This is a genomic window from Paenibacillus chitinolyticus (assembly GCF_045038035.1).
Classification (GTDB): Bacteria; Bacillota; Bacilli; order Paenibacillales; family NBRC-103111; genus Paenibacillus_F; species Paenibacillus_F chitinolyticus_A.
In genome coordinates this window covers 50,863-77,262 of the sequence record NZ_CP173427.1, presented here as the reverse complement: position 1 = coordinate 77,262, position 26,400 = coordinate 50,863, and the positions used below count along the sequence as shown (strand labels likewise).

Below are 26,400 nucleotides of genomic sequence, written 5' to 3'. Positions count from 1 at the left end.
CTTGTGTGTCAGTCCCTCTCGGACAAAAATTTAAGAAAAAGCGAGTAAGTGCCGGTTTGTCCCGGAACCGGGAGTGTAGGGGCATCCTCATTCGCCGATGCCTGTTCCGCCTGCTCTCCCGCAGATGACGGCGCCTCCAGCAGGAGCCAGTTTGAAGCCAGTGAGCTGCGCAGCAGCTCCGCTTCGTCCGCCGCCAGCGAGAGTCCGTCGATCCGTCCTTCGGACACGGCGAAATCCGTTCCGGCTTCCCGGCCGAGCCGTTCTTTGAGCCACGACTGGAGCCCGCCGATGGTATTGAATTTCATCCGGTAGCCGTTTCGGATGCCTTCGGCAATCTGTTCGCCGTGCGCCTCCCCGTAAACGAAAAAATCTTCGTAACCGGAATCGCTGCCGGACACTTCCTGCAAAGGCTTTACATCTCCGGACGCCGCACTGGCCAGCAGCACCTCGTCGGAAAGGCCTAACCGGCGCACACGCTCCAGTAATATAGCCGTTTTTTGCGAAAATCTTGCCTGTTTCTCCATAAGAAACACCTCTATTCGTAAGCGGCCCCTGTTTCTGCCTGCCGCATCTTGGTCTATTCTTATCCCAGTTTATAGAAAATTCCGCTACTCATGCAAGTGGCAGGCCGCATAATGCCCGGGGGCGATCTCCCGCAGCTGCGGCTCCTGCACCGCGCAGCGGCCTATCGCAAACGGACAGCGGGAACGGAATTTGCACCCCGTTATCGACTCCAGCGGACTCGGCAGATCCCCCTGAAGAATACGGGCGCCTGCCGACGCGGCCTTCGGATCGGGAACCGGTATCGCGGAAAGCAGCGCCTCCGTATAAGGGTGCGCCGGGCTCGTATACAGTTCCTCGCTCGGGGCGACCTCCACCAGCTTGCCCAGGTACATCACTCCGATGCGGGTGGAAATGTGCCGGACCATCGATAAATCATGGGCGATGAACAAATAGGTCAGCACGGGCCTGTGATTGTTGAGCGAGTATCCGAAATTGCCCGCCAGCACATTTTTCAGCTGTAAAAAGAAAATAAACCATTAGACTGAAAAATAAAGGATTAGACTAGGAAAATAAAGTATTAGACTGGGAACAGCATTAAGCTAACGGGCAGTTTACATCAATTGACCCTTTCCGGTAGGTGATGAAGTTCGTCTCTGCCGAAGTATTCACCGGATCTCAATCTGGTTGAAGGGCTATGGAAGTGGCTGAAAAGCGATGTCGTCCACAACCTATTCTGCAAGAAGTTTTACCACATCCGCATCAACGTCGCCACCTTCATGAAACGCGTCAATGCCAGGCCGATGGAGGCCATCGATAGGCTTTGTGTCCGCATGTAATTCAAAAGTTCAGTCTAAATATACGGTTTTTAGAGATCTTCCTTTCGTTCCTTTCGTAATAACTTCCTTCATATATTTTTATTGATAAGTTAAGTTCACACGGAACTGCCTTTTACGGAAAAATAACTTAAATCGCTCGTATGAATCACCTCGAATCTAAAAACTGCGCGCCGCAAATAGGTTTTCCCTCATACCTGCTCATAGCAATGCGGATACAAATGCAACCATCTAAGAAAACACAAAGGACTGACGGTCGATGCGGAAAAGTATCATCAAAAGCTTTTTGGAAACCACATATGAAAGCATATTCAAGTTAAATACCAAGCCTCTCGTCGAGGATGAATATGTCTATAAAAATGATCTATTATTTGCTGTTATTGATACCTTCGGCTATTTGATCAGCAGAGACGGGGAGGGACGCATCAACAGAGCCAGTGAAGGAATATCTTCCAAACTAAAAATAAAGGATTATACCGGAAAAACGGTTGATCAGATAATCCGAATCGCGGACAACCATGAACAATTGCTAAAGTTTACCGAAGAATCGGATCGAATCACGTGGGAATCCAAACAAAAATTTCAACTGCAAACCTCTCTTATGCTGGGCGGAAACTCGGCGACCTTTGATGTCGTAAAAATTCCCATTTTTAATCCGGACCATTCCCGTCGTGAAATCCTTACCTTTCTGTTTGACATCACGGCTCAAAAAGAAATGGAAAACAAATTGAGAAAAAGTGAAAACCGGCTTGCCTACGCTCAAAAGATGGTCCAGACAGGCAACTGGGATTGGGATCTCGTAAACCGCAAAATACACTGGTCCGACGAATTATTCCACATTCATGGTATAGAGAAATCCTCGAGTTTTTCATTGGATGACCTAAAACAATCACTTCACCCGGAGGATGCTGTTGAAGTATTTCGCTTTTTTGGAGACATGATCAACGGAGACCAAGCATCATCGGAGATCGAGTACCGGATCATTCGTGGTGCCGGGGAAGTACGCACTTTATTGGGGAGGGCTGAAGTCATAACGGATGAATCCGGCAAGGCTGAAGAACTTCTCGGTATTGTTCAAGATATCACCGAGAAAAAAGCGATCCAGGATAAACTGCGGGAATCCGAACTGATTTATCGCAGCCTGGTTACGGAGGCCCTGGTTGGCGTCATCATCTTGCAAAATGGGAAACTGACTTATGCCAACCCGTATATTATCCATAAAACCGGTTACAGCGAGTCGGACCTGCTCCAAATGGATGTTCTTCAGCTGTTGTCGCCCGAGTACAGGGATGCCATGAGAGATAGAATAAGTGACATCGTGAACGGGTATCCGCAAAATAGTTCGGAACGTATAAAGCTTATCCAAAAAGACGGGCAATTAATGGATGTCGAAGTCTATGTGAAATTATTGATTTTGGGCGGGATCCCCTCCTTGGTAGGAACATTGGTTGATATCACGGATGAGGTGCGCGCGTCAGCCGAACTCCATCAACTGGCCTTCTATGATTATTTAACGGGATTGCCTAACCGGAGATACCTGGAAAACGAATTAACCGATACGATCAAATCCACGAACAAAAAGCAAAGCAAGATCGCCGTTATGCAATTGGGCTTGGACCGTTTTAAATATGTAAATGAAACATTGGGATATTCATACGGCGATGAGCTTCTAAAAATGGCGGCCAATCGAATAAGCTCGTGTATCGGCGCCGGTAATACGATATTGTCTAGGATAGGAGAAGACAATTTTACGGTAATCGTTCGTGATCTGAAAAACGAAAAGCAAGTGAAAGTCTTATCTGCAAATATTTTAAAAGAGATTCAAAAGCCTTTCTATATCGATCAATATGAGCTGTTCCTTACAACCAGCATAGGCATAAGCATCTTCCCTTCTGACGGTAACGACGGCGGGACATTGCTTAAAAATGCCGATATTGCGCTGGCTCGCGCCAAGGAAAACGGCAAAAACAATTACCAATTTTACACTTCATCGATGAACGTGAATACCTTTCGGATCTTTTCGCTTGAAAAAGGCCTGCGAAAGGCCATATCGAATGAAGAATTCGAGATCTACTACCAGCCCAAAGTGTGCCCCCGATCCGGAACGATCCTGGGCGCCGAAGCGCTCATTCGGTGGAACCATCCGGAGTGGGGCATTGTCTCGCCGGCGGAATTCATCCCTCTGGCCGAAGAGACCGGACTCATATTACCAATTGGAGACTGGATATCAAGAACCGTATGTGAGCACCTGTCCAAGTGGGATCGACTAGGTCTGAAAAAAGTGCCCGTATCGATCAATATCTCTCCCAAAAGCTTTTTGGAGAGAGACTATGTGTCGAATTTGCATGATACACTCCAAACCTTTGGCGTACATGGGAAATGGATCGAGCTCGAAATAACGGAAAGCGTCTTTTTGCAGCATGAAGAATCGATTCAGGATACCATGGCCGAGTTGAAAAACCTGGGCATCAGAATGGCCTTGGACGATTTCGGCACGGGTTACTCCTCTCTGTCCTACCTGACTCGTTTTCCTATTGATATTTTAAAAATCGACCGGTCCTTCATGAAAGAGGTAACCGCAGCAAACAGTAAGGAGAAGTCCATCACACAAGCGATCATCCAGATGGCCAAAAGCCTGAACATGACAATTGTTGCTGAAGGCGTAGAGACCTTGGACCAGCTTCAGTTCTTGAAAGAGCATCTTTGCGATCAAGTACAAGGCTACATATTTAGCCGTGCGGTTCCCGAGCATGAGTTTATCATGTTGCTGAGCCGGGGTACACTGCCTCCCAAAGAGGCCAAGTCTGAGAGCGGACTTCACGGAAAAGACAGAAAAGCCGGGAAGCGAAGTTATTTCACACCTCCCTTACATGCAGATATGACCATAGTCAAAATAAAGGGCGAAGATATTAAATTAGGCGTAACGGAAGTCGCGATTAAAGAAATAGACATCAACGATCTGCATTTCGTATCGACGTTGAGTTTGCCTGTAAGTCGAGACTTTATGATACAAATCAGGGCCAAACTCCTTGATCGAACGTTCCGGTTCAAAGGGAACATTGTTTTTAAGAACGAATTGGAAGATATAAATGAATATGGATTGGTCTTTGACCTTCATAATAATGACCGCACTTTATTAAATCAGTGTTTGATCGGTTTGAAACCCGATTGAGATTTAAGAGGCAATCATGCACATCCTACTTTCCTCCCATTCTCCTTCCATGAGAGAGGATTCTCCCTTGATTAGTTAACCTTGCTTCTAATAGGGAAATTCGAGATGCCCAAAGAAAAGAACTTGGAATCGATTATGTTTACTATTTTTACAATGAGGACACCACACATCAATTTCATCTTTGGATGGTTCCACGATATGAGTGAATGAAACAGTTTGGGAACTCCGTTGAATCCTTAATACCAGCACTTTTACATTCAAGAAATGCTATGAATGACGAAGAAAATATCAACCATGTAATTAAGTGTATAGGAAAACTTAAAAATACTTTGAATTGACTTTGCTTATTAAACTAACGGGTACGTTAGTTTAATAACAACAGCGGCAGTCTAAGACTTTATTTATCAAGTCTTGTTCTGCCGCTGCTTCTTTTAATAAATCAGTCTAAAACTTATTTTTCAAAAGCTGACTAATCTTCAATTCAAAACCCCCGTTAAATCAATGACTCCAGTCTAATACTTTATTTTCACCGAACATCAGCCATAACCCGTACTGGATGTACAGGGGCTGATCCAGCCCCATGTTCTGCCGGATCCGCTCCACATCCTCCGGGCTCATATTCGGCGTTACAAAAGAAAGCACGGGATCTCCGGGCGCCAGCCGGATCAGCGCAAACGAGACAATCGAAATAAAGAGCAGGATAGGTATCAACTGCAGGATGCGGTGCAGCACGTATTTTCCCAAAAGAAATTCCTCCGTCAATGACGCCTGGTTGTCGTCGATTCCGTCCGGACTACCGGCCTCATTTCATGTAGATTTTCGAGTAATCGTCAAACAGCACAACCTGTTTCGGCACAGCCTCTTCGAGACCCCCGAATCTCGCGTCTACCGCCACGATCGACTTGCCGTAAGCGATCGGATACGTCGTGACCTCCTCGGCGGAAATTTCTTGGATCGACTGGTAAAGCTTCGCGCGTTTGGCGGGATCCGTCTCCACGGCGGCTTTCGTCCACAGCGCGTCGAAGTCGCTGTTTTTGTAATGCGAATAATTGTACGATCCGCTGCCAAGATAGAGCGCTTTGTAGGCATCGGGTTCGAAGCCCATGCTGTAGCCGCCGAAGGACATGTCGTATTCCTTGTTGTCTTTGTTCAGGGCTTTCTTGCCGAGCGCCGCTCCGTCCAGGGGAATCAGCTCTACGGTGACGCCGATGGCTTTCAGCTTCTGCTGCAAGTAAAGCGACATGTTCTCCTCCGCCTTGCTGCCGTTAAAGTACGCGAAGCGGATTTTCAGCCCTTCGGCCCCGGCCGCTTTAAGCAGTTCCTTCGCTTTGTCAGGATTATATTCGTACCCCTTCAGATCTTTCTGCTGGTACAAAGTATCCGGCGAAAAAATGGAAGAAGCCGGCTCCGCAAACTCTTGGGACGAAAAGCCCGTCGTAATCAGTTCCTTCTTATCGAGGCCGTGCACGATAGCCTGACGGACTTCCTTCTTATTCATCATCTCGATGTTCGTATTGAACACCATCGTCGTGACTCCGCCCGAAGGGAACGTAATGACGTTTGCCTGCCCGGTGCCCTTCACTTTGTTGTAATCCTGGGGCTCGATCAGCATCATATTGATTTCCCCGTTTTGGAGGGCAAGTACTGCCGCGCTGCTGTCCTTGGCCACGCGGTAAGTGATGCTGTCCAGCTTCGCTTTCCCGGCAAAATAAGAGTCGGACCGTTCCAGCGTCACATATTCTCCCGGACGGTACTCCTTGAATTTGAAAGGTCCGGAGCCGACCGGCTGGTTGTTCTTGGAGCTTTTCTCCAGATCGCTTTCTCCGGCGAAAATATGCTTCGGAACGGGAATCAGCTGGACCAGCGCGCCCTCGAATGCGGCCGTTGTCTGCGGAAGCGTGAACTCCACTGTCAGGTCGTCGATTTTCTTCGCCTGGATAGGCTTGCCGTCCAGCACGAACAGACTGCGGAAATAGCTGTGCTGCTTTTCGTCCAGCACCTGCTCGAAGGAGAACACGACGTCGTCGGCCGTCAGCTTCTGCCCGTCATGCCACGTCAGACCGCTGCGCAGCTTCAGCACGTATGACTTGAGGTCCGCGGACGGCGTCAGGCTCTCCGCAAGCACGAACGTTTTCTTGCCGTCATTGATGCTGAAAAGCGGCGCAAACAGCGACTTGCCGATCGTAAGGGACATGCGGTCCCCGGCGTACAGCGGATTGAATGTTTTCGGATCGTCCTTGATCGCCACGATAAGGCTGCCGCCGGTTTTCGGAGCGGACGGGCTCTCCGCCCCTTCCGGGCTCCCCGTGCCGCTGCACGCGCTTGCCGATAGAAGAATGACGGACATGAGGACAGCGGCTAAACTTTTGGACCATTATAAAAATCCCTCCTGAATAAAGAATGAAACTCCGGAATTCCGGCGAACTTTTTGTTTACATCTATACCTATCTGTTTAGTCGGATAAACGATAGCGGAACACCCGGCCTAGGTTACTCGAGCAGGGCACCATCGCCTTTGATGTCTTCCTTGGTTTTCCGTGGCCTTCATGACGCTTGCCGAGCCATTGCGCCGATCGCAACCGACGCCGCATCTTTGATGTTCACCAGGGCATCTTCGGAAGCTGGTGATGATTGCCTGCCATCCGGCTGCCCGTTGCTGCATAAACAGCTCCGGCTGCCTAGCCGGTCGGCATCTTTCAAGCTTTCAAACGCGTGTATTCCGGCAGCTTATTTCATCTTTTCTTTCAAAACGTTATCCAGCAGCCGTTCCAGCAGTGAAAGTCCCCGGACGATATCCCTAAGCTCCTCCTGCGACGAGTTTTTAACGAAAAGCTCCTGAAAATCCTGCACGTTGGCGATAATATCCTTCATCTTGTCCTCCGCTTCGGGGGACAGCTGAATCTTCACCACACGCTGGTCTTCCTTCGTCCTGAATCGCTCGATCAGGTTCATATTCTCCAACCGCGAACAAATGGCCGAAACGTTGCTGTCGACCATATTGAGCGCCGATCCGATATCGCTGACCCGCATGGCCCCTTCCTTATCGAGAAGAAGCAAAATGTTGATCGACGGAGCCGTAAGATTATGCGGAGAATAGTGCTGGTTGACGATTTTGGCGTGTTTCGTATCGATCACCCGCAGCAGCTCTCCCACCTTGACGCAATAATCGGTAAGTTTCATGGCATTCCTTTCCTGCATTTATTTATTACGATAAATATTATAACGATAAGTATATGGCGTCAATGCTTTTTCTTCCGGAATCGGGAAATATCTTTTTTGAAGGGAGCAGAGCCAAAAAGCCGCCGGCCGCGGAGATTTCCTCCGAGGCTGACGGCTGTTCTTATTGAGGGCCGGCCGGAACGCTTTAGGAAGCCGCTGCGGCCTGCTCCCCGAGTCCTCGGTAACGAACGTTCGGCTGAATTGCCGCCCCCGGTTCATCGCCCTCGAATTTGAATTTCTGAATTTCGTCCTGCAGCTCTTTCGCCATGTGACTCAGCGCGTCGGAAGATGCGGAAATTTCCTCCATGGAGGCAAGCTGCTCCTCGCAGACGGCGGCCACGCTCTGGGAATGGCCGGAAATATCCGCAGACAAGCCGGCGAGCTGTTCCTCCGCCTTAAGCAACTGCTCCGTAGCGGCCGACAGTTCTTCGGTTGCGGCGGAGACTTCCTGCACCTGGCCGGTTACGGTCCCGATCGCCCGGTAAATGCCGTTGAACGCTTCCCCGGTGCGGTCCATGACACGCGTTCCGGCCTCCACCTCGGCAGATCCCCTGTTCATGGCGGTTACCGATTGGGCAACCGTCTGCACCATCCGCTGAATCCCCTTCGCGATTTGCTCCGAAGCTTCCCCCGTCTGCTCCGCCAGCTTCTTCACTTCTCCCGCCACGACAGCGAAGCCTTTGCCGTGTTCTCCCGCCCTCGCGGCCTCGATGCTCGCGTTAAGCGACAGGAGATTCGTCTGCTGGGCGATATCCTTGATGAAGGCCGTGATCTTCTCAATGTTTCTGGACTGCTCGCCCAAGTCGTGAATAACCGCGGCGGATTCTTCTATCGTGGTCCGGATCTGCCGCATTTGGACGATGGTTTCCCCGAGCAGCTTTCTCCCCTCTTCCGCCTGAAGCGCCGCCTGTTCCGACGACTCCACCGTGATCGAAGCCGACTCGGCAATGCGCTGGATACTCTGCGCGCTTTCTTCGATGGCTTGCTTGTTTTCGCGCAGCTGACCCGCCTGCCGGTCGGCCGTTCCCGAAATATCCTGCATCGATTCGGCTACCTGCTGCGCGCCCGTGACTGCCTGTTCGGAGCCGTCCGACAGCTCCCTGGAAGCGGCGGCCACTTCAACGGCGTTCCGGTTGATTTTGGCGAGCAGCGTCCTCAGGTTCGCTTTCATCTCATTAAAAGCCCCCGCCATTTGGCCGATTTCGTCTTTCTGCTTGAGCCGCACATCGTCGCCCGTCAAATCGCCCTCCGCAATCCGCTTGGCCGCCTGGGCCACAAGCGTTACGGGACGTGCGATCATCCGGGTGATCAGATAAGCGAGCACGACGCCCGCGGCAAGCGCCGCAAGAAGCGTGACCCAGAGAAGCGTCTTGATGCCGCTGACTTTCTGTGAAGTCTCCTGCACGGACTGGTTCAGCAGCGACTGCTGGAACTCTTCCAGTTCCGCAGCCGTATCCGCCAGCTGGCGGGCCATGGGCACGCACTTTTCTTCCACCAGCCGGGTGTAATTCTTAATATCTTCCACTTTTTTGTATGCCGCTATTTCGGCCACGATGCCCGCATACCGTTCTTCAAGGCTGCTTAAACGGGCGGCCAGTTCTTTGGACTTGTCCTGATTTATGTTAGCCTGCAGCTTACTCATTTCCGCTTTGAACGTCTGTCGGTCCTGCTCATAGCTTTTAAAATGCTCTTCATTGCCCGTCAGGAGGTAACCCCGCACGTTTTTGGCTTCTTCGGCCGCGGTTGTTCCCAAGTCCTTGATAAGCAGAATTTTCTCTACCCGGTCGTTAATGAGACTCTGATAAACCTTGTTCACCGAAGTAAGTTGGTATAACCCAATGGCCCCAACCACGAAGGTCAGCAGCAATACCGCTGCAAAGCTGAGCGCAAGCTTTTGTTTGAACTTCATAAGATTCCTCATTCTTATATAGTTTTTAGGTCTTAACTCCTATTAAACCTGAAATTACGGTTTTAAAACATGTTATTTTCGACTTATTTCGATAAAGTTTTCGTTAAATTTAAGTCTTTTGACTTAGTTTCGCGTTAAGGGCCCGTTCATAATTTATACATTTGACAAGCCAGACTGCCAAGCGTAGAATTACAAAAATAAATTACTCTAATTAGAGTACTTTAATTAGAATATATTTTTTCTAGGAGTGAGGGCACGTGAACGGATTTTTAAATTTTATGAAAAGCAAAGCCGTGATCGGCGGGTTAACGATGATCCTGTTTTACCAGGTCGCGTTTATCGCCATTTTTATGTCCGGATACGGCGCTATTCCCAAGAACATCGACGAGCTTAAAGTCGCGATAGTTAACGAAGACGCGCAGGCAGGCAAGGAAATCGCCGCCAGCTTGCAGAAAGAGCTGCCCTTCCGCGTCACTACGGGCGCTTCGCTGGAGCAGGCCCGGGAAGAGCTGAACGACCGTGACGTTCATATGGTCATCCATATTCCCGCGGACTTTACGGAGAAGCTTTCCCGGCAGAACGAGAAAGCTCCGATGGATTTTATGATCAATCAGTCTAACCCGGCGACGGTTACCAGCACGATGCAGTCGGTCGTTACGCAAATTACCGGCAGTCTGAACCGGCAGTTCGCCGTACAAAATACCCAGGGCATTCTGCAAAAGCTGAACATGCCCGAAGAGCAGGCCAAGCAGCTCGCGGCCGAGATCCCGGCTAAGCTTGCGCCCAACATGATCAATATCAATAAAGTGCCGGCGGGGATGCATAACCAGATGGCGCCTTTCTTCCTGGCGATGGTCAGCTATGTGGGAGCCATGGTTTTCTCCATGATGGTTACGGGCGCAACCCGGGCTTATACTCCTATCCTCGGCCGCGCCAAGGCTTTCTGGTACGCACAGGGAGTAAACGCGCTTGTCGCCTTCTTCTCCCCGTTGATCGGAATTACGATCTACTTCCTGGTTCAAGGCGGTTACGAAGCCGGCGTCTTCCTTCAAGTATGGCTCGTTCATGCGCTGGAGCTGTTCGCCGCGATTGAATTTATGTCTATTTTCTGCTACCTGCTCAAAGACGCCGCGATTTTCGCGAACCTGACGCTTATGCTGTTCCAGACTATCAGCAGCGGCGCCGTCATGACCCAGGATATGATGCCGGCTCTATTCAGATGGATAAGCCACATCTCCATCATGTACTACACCGTACAAACCGATTTCAGCCTGCTCTTCGGCGGAGGCAAGATCGGGGAAAATCTTCTCGGTCTCGCCGGTATGGCCATTGCGTCGCTTGTGGTCGGACAGTTGGCCTATCTGTTCGTTTCTCCCGGATTCAAGAAAAAAGCGCTGACGGATGCTTCTTGAGCCCTCTTCGTGTACAATAAGAAGGCTTGGGGGTCCGACGGATCCCCGGTTTTTCAACATGATGGTTCAAAAGGGGAGACTTTCCGATGTCACTGCAGATTTTTATTCTGGGAATCTTATGCGAAGGCAACCACCACCCTTACGATATAAAGAAAATGTTCAAGAAGAACAACATAGAGGACGTTCACAAGATCAACGACGGAACCCTTTATTACAATTTTGACGTCCTGTTAAAAAAGGGCTATATCGAAAAACGCGAAGTCATCCGCGAGGACAACCGCCCCGAAAAAACGACCTACGGAATTACACCGAAAGGCCGCGAGTTTCTGGAGCAGGAAATCTACGCGAGCTTCCGGAATTTCACCGGGGTCGAATCGCTCTATTCGTCTACCCTTTTTCTGCAGCATGCCGACAAGAACAAGCTTATTTTTCTGATCGAGGAAGTTATAGACAAGATGAGAAACCGGAGCGAGCAGCAGAACCGGGATTGGGAGTCCTTCAAGGACAAAACGCCGCCGAGCGTCCATCTCATTCAGGACTATGTCCATAACCGGATGAAGCTGGAGTCGGAATGGCTTGTGAAGCTGCTTGACTTCGTTAAAAACGAAAACCTATAATGGGTTCCCCTCACGGAACGGATAAAGTCTCAATTCGGATCAGGTGCAAAAGAAACTTTTGCCCTGATTTTTTGTTTTGTCTGGAATTTTTTATAAAGCGGGTTCCCCCATTGTTCCGGAGGTTGTAGTAGAATGGGTGGAGTGGAACGAACCATGGATAAGATTGACTACTTTGAATAAGGGGCTAGAAGAAGTATGCAGGGGACCATCAAGAAAATTTTCACTCACTACTGGAGTCCTTATATCGCCATGGGTTTGGCCGGCGTCTTAAGCGCTCTGTACTTCGGCATCACGAAAACCGTCTGGGCGGTAACGGGAGAATTCACCCGTCTGGGCGGGCACATTCTCCAGCTCTTCGGCGTGGATGTGTCGGACTGGGCTTATTTCAAGCTGGTCGGCATGAACGGGACTACGCTGACACGCACCGACGGGTGGATCGTCTGGGGGATGTTTATCGGCGCCCTCGTTATGATTCTGCTCAGCAACAATTTTAAAATCCGCATTCCGAAGCAAAAACGCCGGTTTGTGCAGGGGTTCGCCGGAGGGATTATCGCCGGATTCGGCGCAAGGCTGGCTCTGGGATGCAACCTGGCCGCCTTCTTCACGGGCGTGCCGCAATTCTCGCTGCACTCCTGGATCTTCATCGCGGCTACCGCGATCGGCACTTATCTCGGCGTGAAGGTCGTAAACACGGCCTGGTGGAAAGGCAAGCCCGCGCTGAGCAAGGGCAATACGGCCGCATCCCCGTCAGCCGTGAAGAAGCGGATCGTACAGCCCTACGTGGGGGCAGGGATTGCCCTCGCTTACGCGGCGCTGATCGTTTATTTCTTCGCCGCGGGCAAAACCATGCTGGGCACCGCCGCGATTTTTGGCGCAGCCTTCGGTACTCTGATCGAGCGCGGACAGATCTGCTTCACCTCGGCGTTCCGGGATCTCTGGATCAGCGGACGCGCCACCATGACCAAGGCCATTACCGCGGGCATGGCGATTAGCTCCGTGGCCACGCTGATCATCATCCTCGTGTACGGGCTGGAGCCCATCACCAAAATCGCCGCACCCAGCACGCTTGTAGGCGGAATCTTGTTCGGCCTCGGCATCGTGCTTGCGGGGGGCTGCGAAACCGGCATGATGTACCGGCTGATGGAAGGCCAGATCGTCTTTCTGCCGGTCTTTATCGGCAACATTATCGGAGCGACCGCACTCGCTTACGCCTGGGATCATCTCGGTGTCTTCAACCTGCTCGCCAAGAGCGGCTCGAAGATTAACCTGATCCCGCTGATGGGCCCTTACGGCGCCCTGTTCGCTACGCTGGCGCTGCTGGCCGCCGGATTCGCCGTGGCCGCTTACTGGCAGAAAAACTACCGGTTCGGAACCGGATTCAAGAAAGGGGACTCCACTCATGTCCGTTGATTACACACTCGATATCAGGGGCGAATCCTGCCCGTATCCCGTCATTTATACGCTGGAAACCCTGCGCGATATGCAAAAAGGGCAGCTCCTGCAGGTGATTGCAGACTGCCCGGCCGCCTTCCGCAACGTACCGGAAGAAGTGGTGAAGCACGGCTATACGATGGCCCGGGAGCCTGTTAGAGACGGCCAGGAATTTACCCTGTATATCCGGGCCTAGGTCTGCAAGGATTGTCCTTATCATCCGATATAGGAACTATTATCTATCTTCTTTGGAAAGGTCGGTTGCATCCGGAATGAACCTATTCTTCTCTTCAGGCTTACATGCCAGGAACAACAAGAACAGTAATTCTTCACTCTTCAAAAGTAAAGCAGGCCGGCTTTTGCGCCTTGTTCCCGCGCTGATCGGACTCTCGCTGTTCGACTTTTCCGCAGGGATCTCCTCCGCATCCGCATCCGCATCCCCGGGACAGGATGTGGCGGTCGTCGTCGACGGCGCCGAACTGTTTCCCGATTCCCGCGCCTATATTCAAGCGGAATCCGGCTTGACTTACGTCCCGCTGAGGTCGCTGTCGGAGGCATTCGGCACGGAAGTCGAATGGTCCCAATCGGCGAAGACCGCCACCGTGCGCAAAGGCGCCACCCTTATCGACCTGACGGTCGGGAGCACTCTGGCGCACATTGACGGGCGCGAGGCCGTGCTGGAGTCTCCCGCGGAGCAAGAAAACGGCCGGGTCATGGTGCCTGTCCGCTTCATTGCCGAGGCACTCGGCATTGCGATCGCCTGGAATGCCGATACCCGGACGGTAACTCTCGGTGATACACCGGCACCTGCCTCCGTGTTTGCTCCGGGGGAAGGAAACGACATCCAGAACATTCTGAATCAAGCTTTCGTCACCCAATCGAACGGGTGGGTGTATTATCAGAATGTGGGCGATGAAAGCAAGCTGTACCGCATGAAAGAAGACGGCTCCCAGTCTGTAAAAATCACGGACGACACCGCCGCTCAGATCCAAGTGACCGGGGGCTGGGTGTACTACCGGCTTCTTACTCGCGGAGAACGTACCGACGCGGGAGAAGTGTACCGGATTCGGCCCGACGGCACTGAACGCACGAAGCTCAGCAAAGAAAAAGCCGGACAAGTCTATGTAACCGGGGACTGGATTTACTATAACGTTACCGCAGGTTTCGGCTCAGGCCCTCTTTTCAAGATGAAGCTTGACGGAAGCGGCAAACAAGAGCTTTCGCAAAAAAACGAGGACGTCATGGATTTCGTCCCTTATCAAGGACGCATCTATTACAAGCGGAGCACCGGAGGTCTCTATTCACTGGACCTTGACGGCCGAAACCACAAAACCTACACAAAGGAATTCGTCCATGAACTGCGCGCGGCCAACGGCTTTATCTACTATCATAAGGACGCTAACCAGCTTCTGAAAATGTCCATACAGACCGGCGAGGAATCTGTAGCTGTGGACAACGTGCCCTTGAGCCGTTATTATGTAGGACCCGATTATCTCGTTTTGGAAAAGGCGCTGAGCTTCCTTGACCGGAAAGTCTATCTGACCGATCTGCAGGGCGGTGCGGAAAAGCCGCGGATAGACAATACGCTCGTGCAGTTAAACGTGATCGGCGATTGGATCTATTTCATAACTTATGAAACAAAAAGTTCTACAACGCACCGTTACGCAGACATCGTTTTTTCTCTCGGCCGTGTTAAGAAAGACGGCTCGCAGCGTGAAATCATCACGTCCAAAACGAGCAATCCGTTTCCTAACGAGCGGCTGTAAGCCCACACAAACTCAAAAACCTCCGGAACCGCAGCTTGCGGAACCGGAGGTTTTTCCTTTATCGGTTTAGGCCTTGCGCTTTAGCTGCATAATGTCTAGGTTTGACGGGGAATTAATCAAAAAAATTAAAAAGAGTCCTATTCAATTTGTGTTAATATAAAATGGAATAAAAAGGTTCGTTTTGATAATTTTAAAATTTCGAATCCCCTAATGTGGAGGTAAATATTGACTTCTAAAAAGAGAATCTTCGGAGTGTTATCAACCATTTTTAGTATGGCAGGAACATTGCTGCTTATTATCAGTTACACCATATCAACTAATCCTACTTCCGGTGAATTAATGATAATTAAATCATCATTTTTTTCAGCACTAGGTTCTTTAGTAATTAGCATTATTTTAGGTTTTATAGGAATTTTAACAGGTGAGAGAGGATTCTTAAAATTCACTGGAATCTTAATTGTTTTTCTTATGGTTGTTGGATTAATAGTAGTTTTTTTAAGTATGGCTCTTTTAGGATTTAGAGAACCATAAATACTATCTGTAGCTCATGCTAGGTCGTGGGCTCCCAGGATTGTCCCGCATGGAAAAATGTCCGCTGTCGTGTGACCAATTCCTCGTATGCTGCCATCTTGACCCTTTTCTATGTTTTCCTCTAACGAAAAGAGGAGGACACCAAGTCCCCCTCTATCCGTCACTTAAACTTTATTTCCTACCGCTTGTTCGTTAGCTCCGCTTTCATCTCGCTGCGCGGCCGATTCTCGGTTACTCTCCGTCCGCCTCGCTTACTTTTACAAGCATTTTTCCCAGATTGGTTCCTTTAAAAAGTTCCAGGAACGCGTTAGGAACGTTGTCGAAGCCTTCCACAATCGTTTCCTCGTACTTCAGCTTCCCTTCGGACAGCCACTTGCCCAGATCGGCTCCGGCTTCAGGAAAACGGGCGGCGTAATCGCTCAGAACAAAGCCTTGGATCAGAGAGCGGGTCTTGATCAGCTGAGGCTGAATCCGGGGACCGAGGTCGCCGTCCGTGCTGTTGTAGGAGGAGATGGCTCCGCAAAGCGGGATGCGCGCATGGTCGTTCAGCTGTTTCATCACGGCGTCCGAAATTTGTCCGCCCACGTTGTCGAAGTAAACGTCGACTCCGTCGGGACAAGCTTTTGCGATCGCTTCGTCCAGGTTATCCGCCGTTTTATAATTAACCGCGGCATCGAAGCCGAGCTCCTTCTCCAGGTACGCGGTTTTCTCGTCCGAGCCCGCGACACCGACGACGCGCGCTCCTTTCAGTTTCGCGATCTGCCCGACCATCATTCCCACGGCTCCGGCCGCGCCGGATACGACGACGGTCTCGCCTTCTTTCGGCTTACCGATATCGAGCAGACCGAAGTAGGCCGTCATGCCCGTTAATCCGAGTACGCTCAAATAGGCGGACAGCGGGGCGAGATTTTCGTCCACTTTGCGGACGGAGGAAGCGTCTACCGTGTTGTAAAGCTGCCAGCCGAGCATGCCCAGCACTTTGTCCCCTTTCTCGAATTGTTCCGAACGGGACGATACGACCTCTCCGACAATCCCGCCGCTGATCGGCTCGCCCAGCTTGTAAGGCGGCACGTAAGATTTGGAGTCGTTCATTCTGCCTCTCATATACGGGTCAACGGACAAGTACAGAGAACGCACGACGACCTGGCCCTCGGCAGGATCGGATACGGGAACTTCCCTGAATTCGAAATGATCAACGGTCGGCATCCCCTCGGGACGCGAACGGAGTACGATTTGTTTATTCATCGGCACATGAATTCACTCATTTCTCGTTAGTTTTATTGAACATCGGTTAATAAAAAATAAAGCTATCGCACAAACTAGCTGCACCAAAGAGGGCGTGACCTGCTTTTTACCCGATTTTGATAGTTTTAAAACTTTAAAACTATTGGACCAAAAAATACAGGCTTCCCGGCCATTTTACAAACTGTCCAAGAAACCCGGCAAAAACTGATGAAACACGTCTCTCCGCAGTTCGCTCGTTTTATTCTGGCCGCTGCGGATCACTTTTATGAGGCCGGCTTCATACAAAATCTTCAGATGATACGATACGTTCGATTTGTCCATGCCTACGGACTCGCCAATTTCCCCGCACGTATTGCTGCGATCATGACGGTGAAGATACCGGATCATTTCGATTCGCTTCACTTCGGCCAATGCCTTAAAAATCTTGACCCGCCGCTCGTCTTCCACAGTTAATTGTTCGATAGTCATAGAACTATTGTAGACGTCCTCCTATGTTATGTCAACTTGCCGGCGGCTCTTCTTCCTTATCAAAGCTTTTCTCGTTTAGAAAGCTGTCTTCCAGGACGGTCGACTTGTCGCCGTATACTTTAATGATGTGTTTCTCGCCCCAGGCGCATAGAGAATCAAGAATTTTTTGCAGCCCCCACCCGTATTCGCTAAGCTCGTAATCCACGCGAGGCGGAATTTCCTGGTGGATCGTTCTTTTGATAACTCCGTCGTCCTCCAGTTCTCGCAGCTGCTGGGTGAGCATTTTTTGCGTAATCGCCGGCATAAGGCGCTTCAGCTCGCTGGTGCGCTTTTTCCCGTGCGTCAAATGGCAAAGAATCACACACTTCCATTTTCCCCCGATAATCTCCAAAGTCGCTTCGACCGGTATATTGTATTTCTTCTTTGTCGTCATGTTGCGGACCTCCCCTTATAGTCTCCCAAAGATACTATAGTACTTTAAGGTGCCTATAGTACTTAAAAGTACGTTCTTTTCTTGCGAGACTCTATCCCCCATAATAGCATTCACCGGCCGGTATGCACCATACCGCTCGTTCAAATAACAGACTTCCAATTATACCCGGAATTCTGAACCGATAGGAGAGGGAACCATGATTGCCGATTCACAAAAAAGCACGCTCGCTCTATTGGCCCTGGCCATTAGCGCATTTGCCATAGGCACCACCGAGTTTATCAGCGTAGGTTTGCTGCCTCTGATTGCGGAGGACTTGCGGACCTCCTTGACGACAGCGGGACTTACGGTATCCATGTATGCGCTCGGAATTACGCTCGGCGCCCCGATCCTGACGTCCCTGACCTCCACGATGACGCGGAAAAAGCTGCTCCTGTGGATTATGGTCGTCTTCATCATCGGCAACAGCCTGGCGGCCGGCGCGACGACCATGGGCGTCCTGCTTGCCGCCCGCATCGTCTCTTCGCTGGCCCACGGGGTCTTCATGTCCATCGGCTCGACCATCGCGGCCGATCTCGTGCCGGAACACCGCCGTGCCAGCGCGATTTCCATCATGTTCACGGGACTGACCGTGGCGACCATTACCGGCGTGCCGATCGGCACCTTCATCGGCCAGCAGTGGGGATGGCGGCTCGCTTTTGCGGCCATCGTCGTTGTGGGCGTCGTCGCCTTCATCGCGAACAGCCTGCTCATCCCTTCCACGCTGCCGAAGGGAGCCCGCACCACGTTCCGCGATCAGCTGAAGCTCGTGACGAACGGCCGGCTGCTCCTGATGTTCGTCATTACGGCGCTGGGTTACGGCGGCACCTTCGTCGTATTCACGTTCCTGTCTCCGCTGCTGCATACCGTCACCGGCTTTGCGGAGAATACCGTCACCCTGCTGCTCCTCGTTTACGGAGTCGCCATTGCCGTAGGCAACGTGATCGGCGGCAAAGCCGCGAACCGCAAGCCTCTGCCTGCCCTGCTTGTCATGTTCCTCCTGCAGGCGGTTGTCCTATTCGCGCTTGCTTTTACGGCCCCGTACAAGGCAGCCGGACTGATCACCGTCATTCTGATGGGGCTGTTCGCCTTTATGAGCGTGGCCGGGCTTCAGGTCTTCGTGCTGTCGCTCGCCAAGCGCTATGTTCCTGCAGCGGTTGATGTCGCATCCGCGATCAATATCGCGGCGTTCAATGCCGGGATCGCCATCGGCGCTTACCTGGGCGGGATCGTTACCGAACGGATGGGCTTGATCCATACCACCTGGGTGGGCGGTATCATGGTCGTGGCCGCCGTTGTTCTGACCGGCTGGAGCTTGCTGCTTGAAGGCAAAACGGCTCTTCGGGAAACAGCTTCGAGTTAACTACTTCCCCCCGCTTTAGGCACAGGCGGTAAGAGTCAATCTCTCCCCGAAGCCCGGCCTCTATACAAAAAACACGGCACGCTGAGTTGCTCAGCGTGCCGTGTTTTTATTATCATGCTCCTAAACGTCATACTCCAGCTGTTTCTTCGCCTGGACGATAAAGTCGATCGGCGAGTCGATCGTGTCCGCCTGATACTGGACAGCGCCCATTTTCAGACTGAGGTCGACCTTGTATTTCTGGGCAAAATCCCGGGTGTTGAACTCTTCCAGGCTCTGCTTGATCCGTTCCATTACGACTTTGACCCCGTCACGGTCCGTGAACAGCAGCAGCCCCCATGTGGCGTCTTCCTTGTCCAGCAAGTACAAGGCATCGTTGGTCCGGATGCTGGCCTGGCTGATTTTGGATACGTCGATAATGGCCTCCGCAAGCTGTTCATCGCCGATGAGTGGGCGGATTTCGTTCCAGTATTTCACCTTGATGACGAGCAGCGTCAGCGGAATGTTATACCGGGTCGAGATCCCCGCGAACACACTCGCATCCTTCCGGAACGCGATGCTGTTCTTGAGGTCCGTCCGCTCGTCCAGCGTCGCCAGCCGGGTCTTCTGCTTCTGCAGATCGTCGTTCTCGGCCTGGAGCTGCCTTGTCGCCGTCGTAAAGAGCCAGATAACCACCGTCAGGACCGGCGTCATGATCAGCCAGAAGTAAGTCGATACGCCGATGGTCTCTCCGCGGGTTACGGTCTCATACAGAATGTAGGTCCCGTACCCGAAAATGAACACGATGTTCAGAATGAGCCCGGCTGTAACCGTGGTGAAGTAAGTGACTACCACAAAGAAGAAAGCGAGATTGAGGAAAATCAGATTTTCCACGTACCTGTTCGGGTCCCCGGCGGTGAAAGCGACGCAAACGTTGCACAGCACCAGCAGTCCCAGAAAAGCGATATCGGATAGAAGCGAACTACGATTAACTTTCATCGCGGCCACCTCTCTTCTTCAAGTGTTTGCGGATCAGCAGGATCAGCGAGAGAACCGCAAGAGCGGCTACCAGCACGAAAGCGACCAGGAAGCCGAGGACGTCGCCCCGCTGCAGCACGTCCTTCACCAGGGACTGGTCTCCCTCGCCCGCTTCTTTCTTGAAGCGGTAGGCGCTGACGCTGCCGTCCTTATCGGTGATGACGCCGTCGCCGTATACTTTCCACTTGGCATTCTCGTTAGCGATCAGCTTGGAAGCCAGGTAATAGTTTTCGGCACGGGCTCCCGTTACGGCCAGAAACCCGTTGCCCGCCTGGAAAGGCGACGCAAGAAGCTGGAGCGTTCCCAGCCGCTTTCCGTACTCGGTTTCTATGCTTATTTTTTCGTTAGACAGAATGCCGTCGCCCTTAGGATCGTACTTGAAGTATAGATTCTTGTTGTTTTCCTGAATGAGCTTGTTGTCGATAAAGGTCCCGATGGCGATAATGTTCGAATCTTTCAACTGATCCGAGCCAGCCGTATCCTTGTAAAAACGGACGTCCCCGGTGTTGCCGCTGGCATATTGGCCCAGCAGGTTGAACACATTCGAGACAGAACGGTACGTGTAGTCATCCTTCGCCTCGGGAAGCACGACCGCTACGCGGTTGTACACTCCGTCACGCAGGAACGGATACGGATAGTTGTTGAACAGCATATCCGTCCGGTCCTTGGTTTTGAAATTGATCATGGAATCCTTCGTAAGGAAGGCCCATGGCGTCTGATTGCCGTTCTGCGTACAGGCGGCACTGACCATCTGCAGGTCAAAAGCGGCCGTCACGGAGAAGTTTCCGGATACGGCGGCGTTGGACGGAATCGCGAAAACCGCTTTGTCTCCGTTCGCCATTTCTTTCGTCAGCTTTTTGCTTCCGATCGGAATTCCGTTAATGGAGACCGTTACCAGGGAACGGTTAAAGTCGAGATTCTGGGCATACCGGAAATCGAGCGTGATCTGCCCGGCATCCGCGATGGACCGGTTCGTCGGCAGAGATACGAAATAAGTCTTCTCCTGATGGCCCGGCCCCCTCACTTCGTCGCCCGTCTCGGTAAACGTCACCTGGGTGCTGTAAGCAACGGGAGGAGTCGCTACATCGGTGCTCTCCTCGACGACCTTCAGGTCGCTGTCCATCTGCTCCATCAGGGACGGATTGGCGACGAAGCGGCCGGCCTGAACGAGCAGCTTCGGATTCTGGGAGGTCACGACCAGCGTCGGCTGCGTGTCCTTGTTCACCAGTTGGACGACGGCCTTCGTGTTGTAATCCTGCTTGCTCAGCAGCCCCTTGATTCCTTCCGGAAGCCGGTCGTACAGCCCGACGAGGACAACCGCCTGCTTGTCCATCAGCACATCGGCCCGGTAAGGCAGCAGCGGAATATCCTTGTCCGCGTTTTTCTTCGCCTTGGCGAAGCCGGAGAGCGCGTATACGGCCGTCTCCAGCTCAGCCGGATCGCCGTTATCCGGTACGGTCAGAACGCTCTGTCCGGCGCCGACCGTATCCAGTCCCGCGAAACGGTGACTGAAATCGTTGATGGCCGCTTTCAGCTCGGCGTTCGTGTAGGCCACATCGATGCTCGATGTCGTAAACAGGCTGAGCCAGTGATCGGGCGCATCGTCAGGCGCGCAGACCTCGTTATCGACCGTACGGATGTAGCCGGTTATCTCCAGCATGTTGCTGCCCTTCTTGAGCCATTCTTTCGGCACGGATACCGACAACCGCTGGCGCCCGTTATCGGCGGCCACAGGGCGGAAGGAATGAAACGCATGACCGTTTACGGATAAAGTGACACTGGATATCAGTTCTTTAGCCAGCTGCGTGGCCTGATAGTCCAGATTGATTTTGACAGTCTCCACATTCCAGTAATCCATCAGTTCGAAATATTTCTGCTTGGAGCTTACCGCACCCGACAAGGATGCTTCGCTTTCGGTGAATGCAGTCTGATAAGTGCGCGCTTCCCCATTCGCGGGAGCAGCCGCGGCGCCCTGGCCGAACTGGGCCGCGAATACCGATAAGAGGCAGATGAACAGCAGCCATTTTTTCATAGTCATCATGAAATTCTCCTGTACTCGATTTTTCGTTGAAATCTTCCTAAGCGCCTCAATAGCGTTCGGTTTTATACCATTTTACTTCCCGGCCGAAAAGTTGATCCTTGAAATAGTTATAAAGGCCGTAAGCGGCGACCGCCATCCACATCTGGCAATAGGATACGTACATGAGCATGATGATCCAGACATTGGAGAGGTTCATCTCACCTCTTTCGGTAGTTAACGTGACATAAGTGCCTACTACAAACAGCGTGACCGCCAGCAGCCATAAAAACGTACTGAAGCTTGCGATGGTCGTATGTACATAACCCAGCGCATTGAGGACAAGCAGAACATCGGAGGTCACGAGCGCCGTCACCAGGAGGAAATAGATCGACAACAGATAGAGGATATCGAACCGGATCCTCTTCGCTTCGGGGTGAAAGAGCAGCTTGCAGTTCTTCACGATCACGTAAATGTTGCCCTTGGCCCAGCGGGTCCGCTGTTTGAACCACACCTTGACGGTCTGCGGCTCCTGTTCCCACGTGACGGCCTTCGGCTGGAACTTGATCCGGTAGCCCATCATGTAAATCCGGAAGCTGATCTCGGTGTCCTCGGCGATCGCCTTCACATCCCAGCCCCCGATGCTCTCCACGATATGCCGCCGCATAATAAAGTTGGTGCCGGGTATGGTGCACAGCTTGAACAGCTTCCACCTGCCGGCTTGCGCCATCCACTGGAACGACAACGTCTCGATGTTGATGAAGCGCGTAAGCAGATTCACGTCCCGGTTGCGGGTGCGGAACTTGCCGATGACGGCCCCGAGGGAAGCGTCGTTCGTGATTTCCGCCACCAGGTAACGCAGCGCTTTTCTTTCCGGCGTGTTGTCGGCGTCGTAAATGGCGATCAGCTCGCCCTTGCTCTGCACGAATCCCAGGTTGAGCGCGTTGGATTTTCCCTTGCCTCCCGTTACGGAATCGGTATTGATAATGATGAGATTGCGCCGGGGATTCCTCGCCTGGATGCCCGCCAGCAATTCCGCGCTGTTGTCCGAGGAATTATCGTTGATCACGATAATTTCATACCGGTCGTGGGGGTAATCGAATGCCAGCAGCGCTTCCACCGTCTGGCTGATCACTTTGCCCTCGTTGTGAGCCGGGACCATGATCGTGACGAAAGGCTCTTCTCCCGCCGGAATGTCCGGCATAGGCTCTCTCTCGGTTTGCACGTAATAGAAGTAGCCCGCGATAATGAGCAGAACGTTAACAAGAAGAAGGGACCAGATGCACAAGACCGCTATTACCATCAGGTAGTCTGAGATAGTCATGGAGAGCTCCTTATTTCAAATATTTTTTGCGGTACAGACGATATCCGACCACGATCAAACCTCCGAAGACGACTAGGGACACCATAATAATGATGATAAAAATGCGGTTCTGAACGCTGAATGCCCCTGCCAGGCTCTGCTGCTGTTTCTTCTCGTATTCATAATCGGCGCTGATTTTTTTGGGCGTATATTCCGTATTGACCGGACTGCCGTTGATCGTAACGGTTCCGCGGGACGAAGCGATTACGGTATCTCCCGCCTTCACCTCATGGCTTCCGGCTTTATAATCCGCGAACGGGATTCCGGAGGACCCCAGCGTTCCGACAGCCTCTTCCATCTCTTCTTTGCTCCCGAAAAAGTCATATACGACGGCGGTATCCATCGGGAAGGCGGGTACCGACCGGTCCGCGGCGCCGAACTGCCGGAGAAAGCTCATCGGCATACTGTACGGGGCGGACGCGAAAGGCTTCGACGTATCGGACGGATCGATGTACAGCGTCTTTACGTCCGGGAAAAGAACCGCGGAATCGAAGAAGCCGAGACCCGACTTCGCGTACTCCTTGTCGTACGCCCAGTACATCTCCGTGCCGACGCCGAGCGGAGCCACCCCGTCCTTAGCCAGAACGGAGATAAACCCGTTCATCTTCTCCCGCAGGGTGCCGCCCTCCCGGCTCACTCCGTCCAGCACGACCGGAGCGTTGACCAGAATGCTTCCGTTGCGGGTCTGCACATACTTCAGCGCTTCCGCATACCGCTGCATAGCCGGGAAGTCGGTGTTGCCGAATACGGGCCGGATGCTGATCGCAAAAGGAATTCCGGCTCCGTACAGCCTGTCCGCCGTCTCCTCCAGCAGATCCAGATCGGAGAAGGGATATATTTCTTTGAGGACCACGTAGGCTTGACCGTCCTCCTCTATACCTAGCCACTTCTTCAACACGGAGGCCATGGCCAGCTCGCTCAAATTCCCTTTCTGAAAATAAGGGACATACGCCGTTCCGCCCGCCTCGGCGCTGAAGGGCGCCCTGCGCCCGCTTCCGCCGAGCGTAATCGTGCCATACGCGCTTCCGCTTGTCTGCGTCAGCACTTCGATATCGCGGACCGGGATGTTCGCCTGCGTCCGCTTGTCCGCGGCGATCTCGGCGGTGTCGCGGCTGATTTTTTCCGTTGCGGCAGAGAGCTTGTCGCGGACCTTAGCGGGCAGTTGATAGCCCGCATGGAGGTAAGCTCCCGGATAGGCGGACAAATCGTCGAGATACGCCTGGTTGCTTATCCGGAGATCCCCGTCGTTGACGACGGTAATGACATGGGCGTAAGCCTGCATCGTCCCCTGCTTGTACCGGTCGATACTCGACAGGGTAACCTGCGTACGGTAGGAGGCCAGCTGCTGCTGGAGCACCGTCACATTACCCTCGCGCGGCGTCCCTTTGGCCAAGCTGTCGTAGAGCAGCAGCACCTTGACGGGCTGGGACCCGGCAGCGGACGCGTGAGGCAAAGGAATCAGCAGCAGAACGAGCAGGAGCAGAAGCGGCAGGCTGATTTTATAGGCTTGGATGCTGCGCAAGCGCGTTCCCACCTTTCCCGGTCCCGGTGCGGATCTTATCCGCTTCATCCGCCGCGTACTCGTGATTACGCATCAGGCGGCGGCTTAAAATATCCGATACCGCCATAAAGGTGACGAGATCGAACGCGACCGTGAACAAAAATTCGTGCTTCGCGAGATCCGCGTCCCCCGCCCCGATAATCGAGACGAGAATTCCCGCCAAGCCGATAAAAATCATCGTGACGATCAGAATCAGGCGCTGGGCGAGACGGGGGTCGCGGGCGCGGAAAGCGGCGAGAAACGAAGGCATGTACAAACCCACGAGCACGACAATCCAGATCACGATGAATCCGTATGTCTTCGGCGACAATCCTTTCTTCATCACACTGTAGCCGGAGAAGAAACCCGCATGCGTCCCGAACGGTTTTCCGGCGGAGGCTTCATAGTTCCCCATCGCGGTAGGTCGGATCGTAAAAGCGTCCTTGGCCGCCACATTCAGCATGGAACTCAGCTTGTCCGGGTGAGTGACATAGTAAGTCAGGATGGAAACGAATCCGTAGCGGCTGTAAAAATCTTTTTCAAGCATGGGTGAATTCACGTCCACGGTAGCGTAAGGCTCGTAAAAGATGCTGCCTTTCAGGATCGCGTACTGCTTGTCGATCTCGAACGAATTCAGCGTATCCTCGGGATTCGCGGACTGCATCAGAACCCCGCGAGTCATGGCGTGATACTGGTTAATGTTCACGAATTCCTTGGAAATCATGGCGTAAGTGGCCACTCCCGATACGAACAGCAGCACCAGCGATCCCGCCGTAAGCAGCCGGAAGAGCTTCTCTTTGCGGACCCATAGGAGGACCACGGCCATGCAGGCGACGATAATGCCGACCGGGGCGTTCTGCTGCTTGGAGGTCGTCAGGATAAGCGTGCTTATGACGAACAGGGCCAGCAGCGCGTAATCGTTGTATCTTTTGCGGTACATAAGCAGCCAGGACGCGAAGACGAACAGCATCATGACGTACACGATGCTTTCCCCGAAGAAGGAACTGAAGTAGGCGGTGTACCCCGTGTCTCCGAACATAAATATGGCCAGGAGCGCGATGAGATAGCCGTGTTTCCTGGCTACTTTCCAGGTCAAAGCTTCCACCAGCAGGTACACGGCAGCCGTCAGAAGCAGCGTAAAGAGCAGCGCTTGGAAGCGGATGTCGAACACAACCGAGCTGAACAGAAGCTGGTTTAGCAGGAGCGCCGCTTTAATGAAGAGCGACTGGGAGGACACTATGGTCGTGCCGTTTTCGTTAAAGTACTGGTAAATGCCGTACTGCTTGACGAAATAGCCGAAGCGCTGGCTGTCGTAATCCGGCAGATTGAAATAAAGGCCCTCACTGTAGATGCTGCGGAAAAAGTCCCCGTTATCGGCTACTCCGATATAAGGAGGAACAAACAAGGCGAAGCCGGTGATCAGCAGAACACCCAAAGCGGCCAGCAGAGCCGGGGAAACATAACGTCCCGCCAGCATAAAACCTAGACGGAGCCGCTCTTTGATGGATTTTTCCGTCATCATCCGGAT

General features: G+C 52.4%; 21 protein-coding genes and 3 pseudogenes. 10 read left to right on the top strand and 14 right to left on the bottom strand.

Features of this window, described 5'->3' with window-relative positions; translation table 11 throughout:
- Window positions 1-8: 8 nt before the first annotated feature.
- Together ACI48J_RS00340 and ACI48J_RS00335 are read right to left on the bottom strand one after the other, a co-directional pair.
- Window positions 9-524 (bottom strand): hypothetical protein, encoded by a 516-nt coding sequence (locus ACI48J_RS00340; protein WP_405081162.1) that lies wholly within the window; start codon window positions 522-524, stop codon window positions 9-11.
- Window positions 525-608: 84 nt separating this feature from the next.
- Window positions 609-962 (bottom strand): annotated as a pseudogene (locus ACI48J_RS00335) (oligopeptide/dipeptide ABC transporter ATP-binding protein); the annotation flags it as partial.
- A gap of 195 nt (window positions 963-1,157) precedes the next feature.
- Between ACI48J_RS00335 and ACI48J_RS00330 the strand changes: the two are divergent.
- The 3 genes and pseudogenes from ACI48J_RS00330 to ACI48J_RS00320 all read left to right on the top strand — a co-directional run.
- Window positions 1,158-1,340 carry a transposase gene (locus tag ACI48J_RS00330; protein ID WP_405083290.1) on the top strand — a complete coding sequence of 61 codons (183 nt, stop codon included), beginning with the start codon at window positions 1,158-1,160 and terminating at the stop codon, window positions 1,338-1,340.
- Window positions 1,341-1,596: 256 nt separating this feature from the next.
- Window positions 1,597-4,509 (top strand): EAL domain-containing protein, encoded by a 2,913-nt coding sequence (locus tag ACI48J_RS00325; RefSeq protein WP_405081160.1) that lies wholly within the window; start codon window positions 1,597-1,599, stop codon window positions 4,507-4,509.
- Between the two features lie 98 nt (window positions 4,510-4,607).
- Window positions 4,608-4,847: pseudogene (locus ACI48J_RS00320) on the top strand (diadenosine tetraphosphate hydrolase); the annotation flags it as partial.
- A 199-nt stretch (window positions 4,848-5,046) separates the two neighbouring features.
- On the opposite strand, the pseudogene ACI48J_RS00315 reads toward ACI48J_RS00320, so the two are convergent.
- The 4 genes and pseudogenes from ACI48J_RS00315 to ACI48J_RS00300 all read right to left on the bottom strand — a co-directional run.
- Window positions 5,047-5,253: pseudogene (locus ACI48J_RS00315) on the bottom strand (ABC transporter permease); the annotation flags it as partial.
- A 58-nt stretch (window positions 5,254-5,311) separates the two neighbouring features.
- Window positions 5,312-6,856: an ABC transporter substrate-binding protein gene (locus tag ACI48J_RS00310; protein WP_405081159.1), complete on the bottom strand. Its 1,545-nt coding sequence runs from the start codon at window positions 6,854-6,856 to the stop codon at window positions 5,312-5,314.
- Window positions 6,857-7,235: 379 nt separating this feature from the next.
- Window positions 7,236-7,688 (bottom strand): MarR family winged helix-turn-helix transcriptional regulator, encoded by a 453-nt coding sequence (locus ACI48J_RS00305; RefSeq protein WP_405081158.1) that lies wholly within the window; start codon window positions 7,686-7,688, stop codon window positions 7,236-7,238.
- A 184-nt stretch (window positions 7,689-7,872) separates the two neighbouring features.
- A complete protein-coding gene (locus ACI48J_RS00300; protein ID WP_405081157.1) occupies window positions 7,873-9,636 on the bottom strand; it encodes a methyl-accepting chemotaxis protein in 1,764 nt (587 codons plus the stop codon).
- A 257-nt stretch (window positions 9,637-9,893) separates the two neighbouring features.
- Here ACI48J_RS00300 and ACI48J_RS00295 point away from each other — a divergent pair, with 257 nt between their 5' ends.
- From ACI48J_RS00295 to ACI48J_RS00270, 6 genes are all read left to right on the top strand, one after another.
- A complete protein-coding gene (locus tag ACI48J_RS00295) occupies window positions 9,894-11,048 on the top strand; it encodes a YhgE/Pip domain-containing protein (protein WP_405081156.1) in 1,155 nt (384 codons plus the stop codon).
- An 86-nt stretch (window positions 11,049-11,134) separates the two neighbouring features.
- On the top strand, window positions 11,135-11,665 hold the full coding sequence (locus ACI48J_RS00290) for a PadR family transcriptional regulator (protein ID WP_326051356.1): 531 nt from the start codon (window positions 11,135-11,137) through the stop codon (window positions 11,663-11,665).
- A gap of 195 nt (window positions 11,666-11,860) precedes the next feature.
- Window positions 11,861-13,075 carry a selenium metabolism membrane protein YedE/FdhT gene (yedE, locus tag ACI48J_RS00285; RefSeq protein ID WP_405081155.1) on the top strand — a complete coding sequence of 405 codons (1,215 nt, stop codon included), beginning with the start codon at window positions 11,861-11,863 and terminating at the stop codon, window positions 13,073-13,075.
- Window positions 13,065-13,292 (top strand): sulfurtransferase-like selenium metabolism protein YedF, encoded by a 228-nt coding sequence (gene yedF / locus ACI48J_RS00280; RefSeq protein ID WP_405081154.1) that lies wholly within the window; start codon window positions 13,065-13,067, stop codon window positions 13,290-13,292. The genes yedE and yedF overlap by 11 nt, the downstream gene beginning before the upstream one ends.
- Window positions 13,293-13,455: 163 nt before the next feature.
- Window positions 13,456-14,862: a DUF5050 domain-containing protein gene (locus tag ACI48J_RS00275; protein WP_405081153.1), complete on the top strand. Its 1,407-nt coding sequence runs from the start codon at window positions 13,456-13,458 to the stop codon at window positions 14,860-14,862.
- Between the two features lie 225 nt (window positions 14,863-15,087).
- Window positions 15,088-15,393, top strand: coding sequence for a hypothetical protein (locus tag ACI48J_RS00270; protein WP_405081152.1), 306 nt, complete (start codon window positions 15,088-15,090; stop codon window positions 15,391-15,393).
- A gap of 231 nt (window positions 15,394-15,624) precedes the next feature.
- Here the strand turns inward: ACI48J_RS00270 and ACI48J_RS00265 are convergent, their stop codons facing one another.
- The 3 genes from ACI48J_RS00265 to ACI48J_RS00255 all read right to left on the bottom strand — a co-directional run bounded on the left by ACI48J_RS00265 (window position 15,625) and on the right by ACI48J_RS00255 (window position 17,539).
- Complete coding sequence (locus tag ACI48J_RS00265) at window positions 15,625-16,644, bottom strand: NADP-dependent oxidoreductase (RefSeq protein WP_405081150.1); 1,020 nt, start codon at window positions 16,642-16,644, stop codon at window positions 15,625-15,627.
- A 168-nt stretch (window positions 16,645-16,812) separates the two neighbouring features.
- The gene (locus ACI48J_RS00260) at window positions 16,813-17,106 is read right to left on the bottom strand and encodes a helix-turn-helix transcriptional regulator (protein WP_009675772.1); all 294 of its coding nucleotides are present in this window, start codon (window positions 17,104-17,106) and stop codon (window positions 16,813-16,815) included.
- Between the two features lie 31 nt (window positions 17,107-17,137).
- Window positions 17,138-17,539, bottom strand: coding sequence for a winged helix-turn-helix transcriptional regulator (locus ACI48J_RS00255; protein WP_405081149.1), 402 nt, complete (start codon window positions 17,537-17,539; stop codon window positions 17,138-17,140).
- Between the two features lie 196 nt (window positions 17,540-17,735).
- On the opposite strand from ACI48J_RS00255, the gene ACI48J_RS00250 reads away from it, so the two are divergent.
- Complete coding sequence (locus ACI48J_RS00250) at window positions 17,736-18,938, top strand: MFS transporter (RefSeq protein ID WP_405081147.1); 1,203 nt, start codon at window positions 17,736-17,738, stop codon at window positions 18,936-18,938.
- A gap of 120 nt (window positions 18,939-19,058) precedes the next feature.
- Here ACI48J_RS00250 and ACI48J_RS00245 read toward each other — a convergent pair whose 3' ends face one another.
- The 5 genes from ACI48J_RS00245 to ACI48J_RS00225 are packed head-to-tail and all read right to left on the bottom strand — an operon-like array spanning window position 19,059 to window position 26,394.
- Window positions 19,059-19,913, bottom strand: a complete 855-nt coding sequence (locus ACI48J_RS00245) for a diguanylate cyclase domain-containing protein (RefSeq protein WP_326051344.1) — start codon at window positions 19,911-19,913, stop codon at window positions 19,059-19,061.
- Window positions 19,903-21,993, bottom strand: coding sequence for a cellulose biosynthesis cyclic di-GMP-binding regulatory protein BcsB (locus ACI48J_RS00240; RefSeq protein ID WP_405081146.1), 2,091 nt, complete (start codon window positions 21,991-21,993; stop codon window positions 19,903-19,905). The genes ACI48J_RS00245 and ACI48J_RS00240 overlap by 11 nt, the downstream gene beginning before the upstream one ends.
- A 46-nt stretch (window positions 21,994-22,039) precedes the next feature.
- On the bottom strand, window positions 22,040-23,293 hold the full coding sequence (locus ACI48J_RS00235) for a glycosyltransferase family 2 protein (protein WP_405081144.1): 1,254 nt from the start codon (window positions 23,291-23,293) through the stop codon (window positions 22,040-22,042).
- 10 nt (window positions 23,294-23,303) lie between these two features.
- Window positions 23,304-24,854, bottom strand: coding sequence for a hypothetical protein (locus ACI48J_RS00230; protein WP_405081142.1), 1,551 nt, complete (start codon window positions 24,852-24,854; stop codon window positions 23,304-23,306).
- Entirely contained in the window at window positions 24,832-26,394 is a 1,563-nt protein-coding gene (locus ACI48J_RS00225; RefSeq protein WP_405081141.1) for a hypothetical protein, read from the bottom strand. The genes ACI48J_RS00230 and ACI48J_RS00225 overlap by 23 nt, the downstream gene beginning before the upstream one ends.
- Between the last annotated feature and the right edge of the window lie 6 nt (window positions 26,395-26,400).

Bases quoted from the DNA above. Each gene is read 5' to 3' on its own strand.
- ACI48J_RS00340 (WP_405081162.1), bottom strand. From the start codon at position 524: ATGGAGAAACAGGCAAGATTTTCGCAAAAAACGGCTATATTACTGGAG.
- ACI48J_RS00325 (WP_405081160.1), top strand. From the start codon at position 1,597: ATGCGGAAAAGTATCATCAAAAGCTTTTTGGAAACCACATATGAAAGC.
- ACI48J_RS00310 (WP_405081159.1), bottom strand. From the start codon at position 6,856: ATGTCCGTCATTCTTCTATCGGCAAGCGCGTGCAGCGGCACGGGGAGC.
- ACI48J_RS00305 (WP_405081158.1), bottom strand. From the start codon at position 7,688: ATGAAACTTACCGATTATTGCGTCAAGGTGGGAGAGCTGCTGCGGGTG.
- ACI48J_RS00300 (WP_405081157.1), bottom strand. From the start codon at position 9,636: ATGAAGTTCAAACAAAAGCTTGCGCTCAGCTTTGCAGCGGTATTGCTG.
- ACI48J_RS00290 (WP_326051356.1), top strand. From the start codon at position 11,135: ATGTCACTGCAGATTTTTATTCTGGGAATCTTATGCGAAGGCAACCAC.
- yedE (WP_405081155.1), top strand. From the start codon at position 11,861: ATGCAGGGGACCATCAAGAAAATTTTCACTCACTACTGGAGTCCTTAT.
- yedF (WP_405081154.1), top strand. From the start codon at position 13,065: ATGTCCGTTGATTACACACTCGATATCAGGGGCGAATCCTGCCCGTAT.
- ACI48J_RS00260 (WP_009675772.1), bottom strand. From the start codon at position 17,106: ATGACTATCGAACAATTAACTGTGGAAGACGAGCGGCGGGTCAAGATT.
- ACI48J_RS00255 (WP_405081149.1), bottom strand. From the start codon at position 17,539: ATGACGACAAAGAAGAAATACAATATACCGGTCGAAGCGACTTTGGAG.
- ACI48J_RS00250 (WP_405081147.1), top strand. From the start codon at position 17,736: ATGATTGCCGATTCACAAAAAAGCACGCTCGCTCTATTGGCCCTGGCC.
- ACI48J_RS00245 (WP_326051344.1), bottom strand. From the start codon at position 19,913: ATGAAAGTTAATCGTAGTTCGCTTCTATCCGATATCGCTTTTCTGGGA.
- ACI48J_RS00240 (WP_405081146.1), bottom strand. From the start codon at position 21,993: ATGATGACTATGAAAAAATGGCTGCTGTTCATCTGCCTCTTATCGGTA.
- ACI48J_RS00235 (WP_405081144.1), bottom strand. From the start codon at position 23,293: ATGACTATCTCAGACTACCTGATGGTAATAGCGGTCTTGTGCATCTGG.
- ACI48J_RS00225 (WP_405081141.1), bottom strand. From the start codon at position 26,394: ATGATGACGGAAAAATCCATCAAAGAGCGGCTCCGTCTAGGTTTTATG.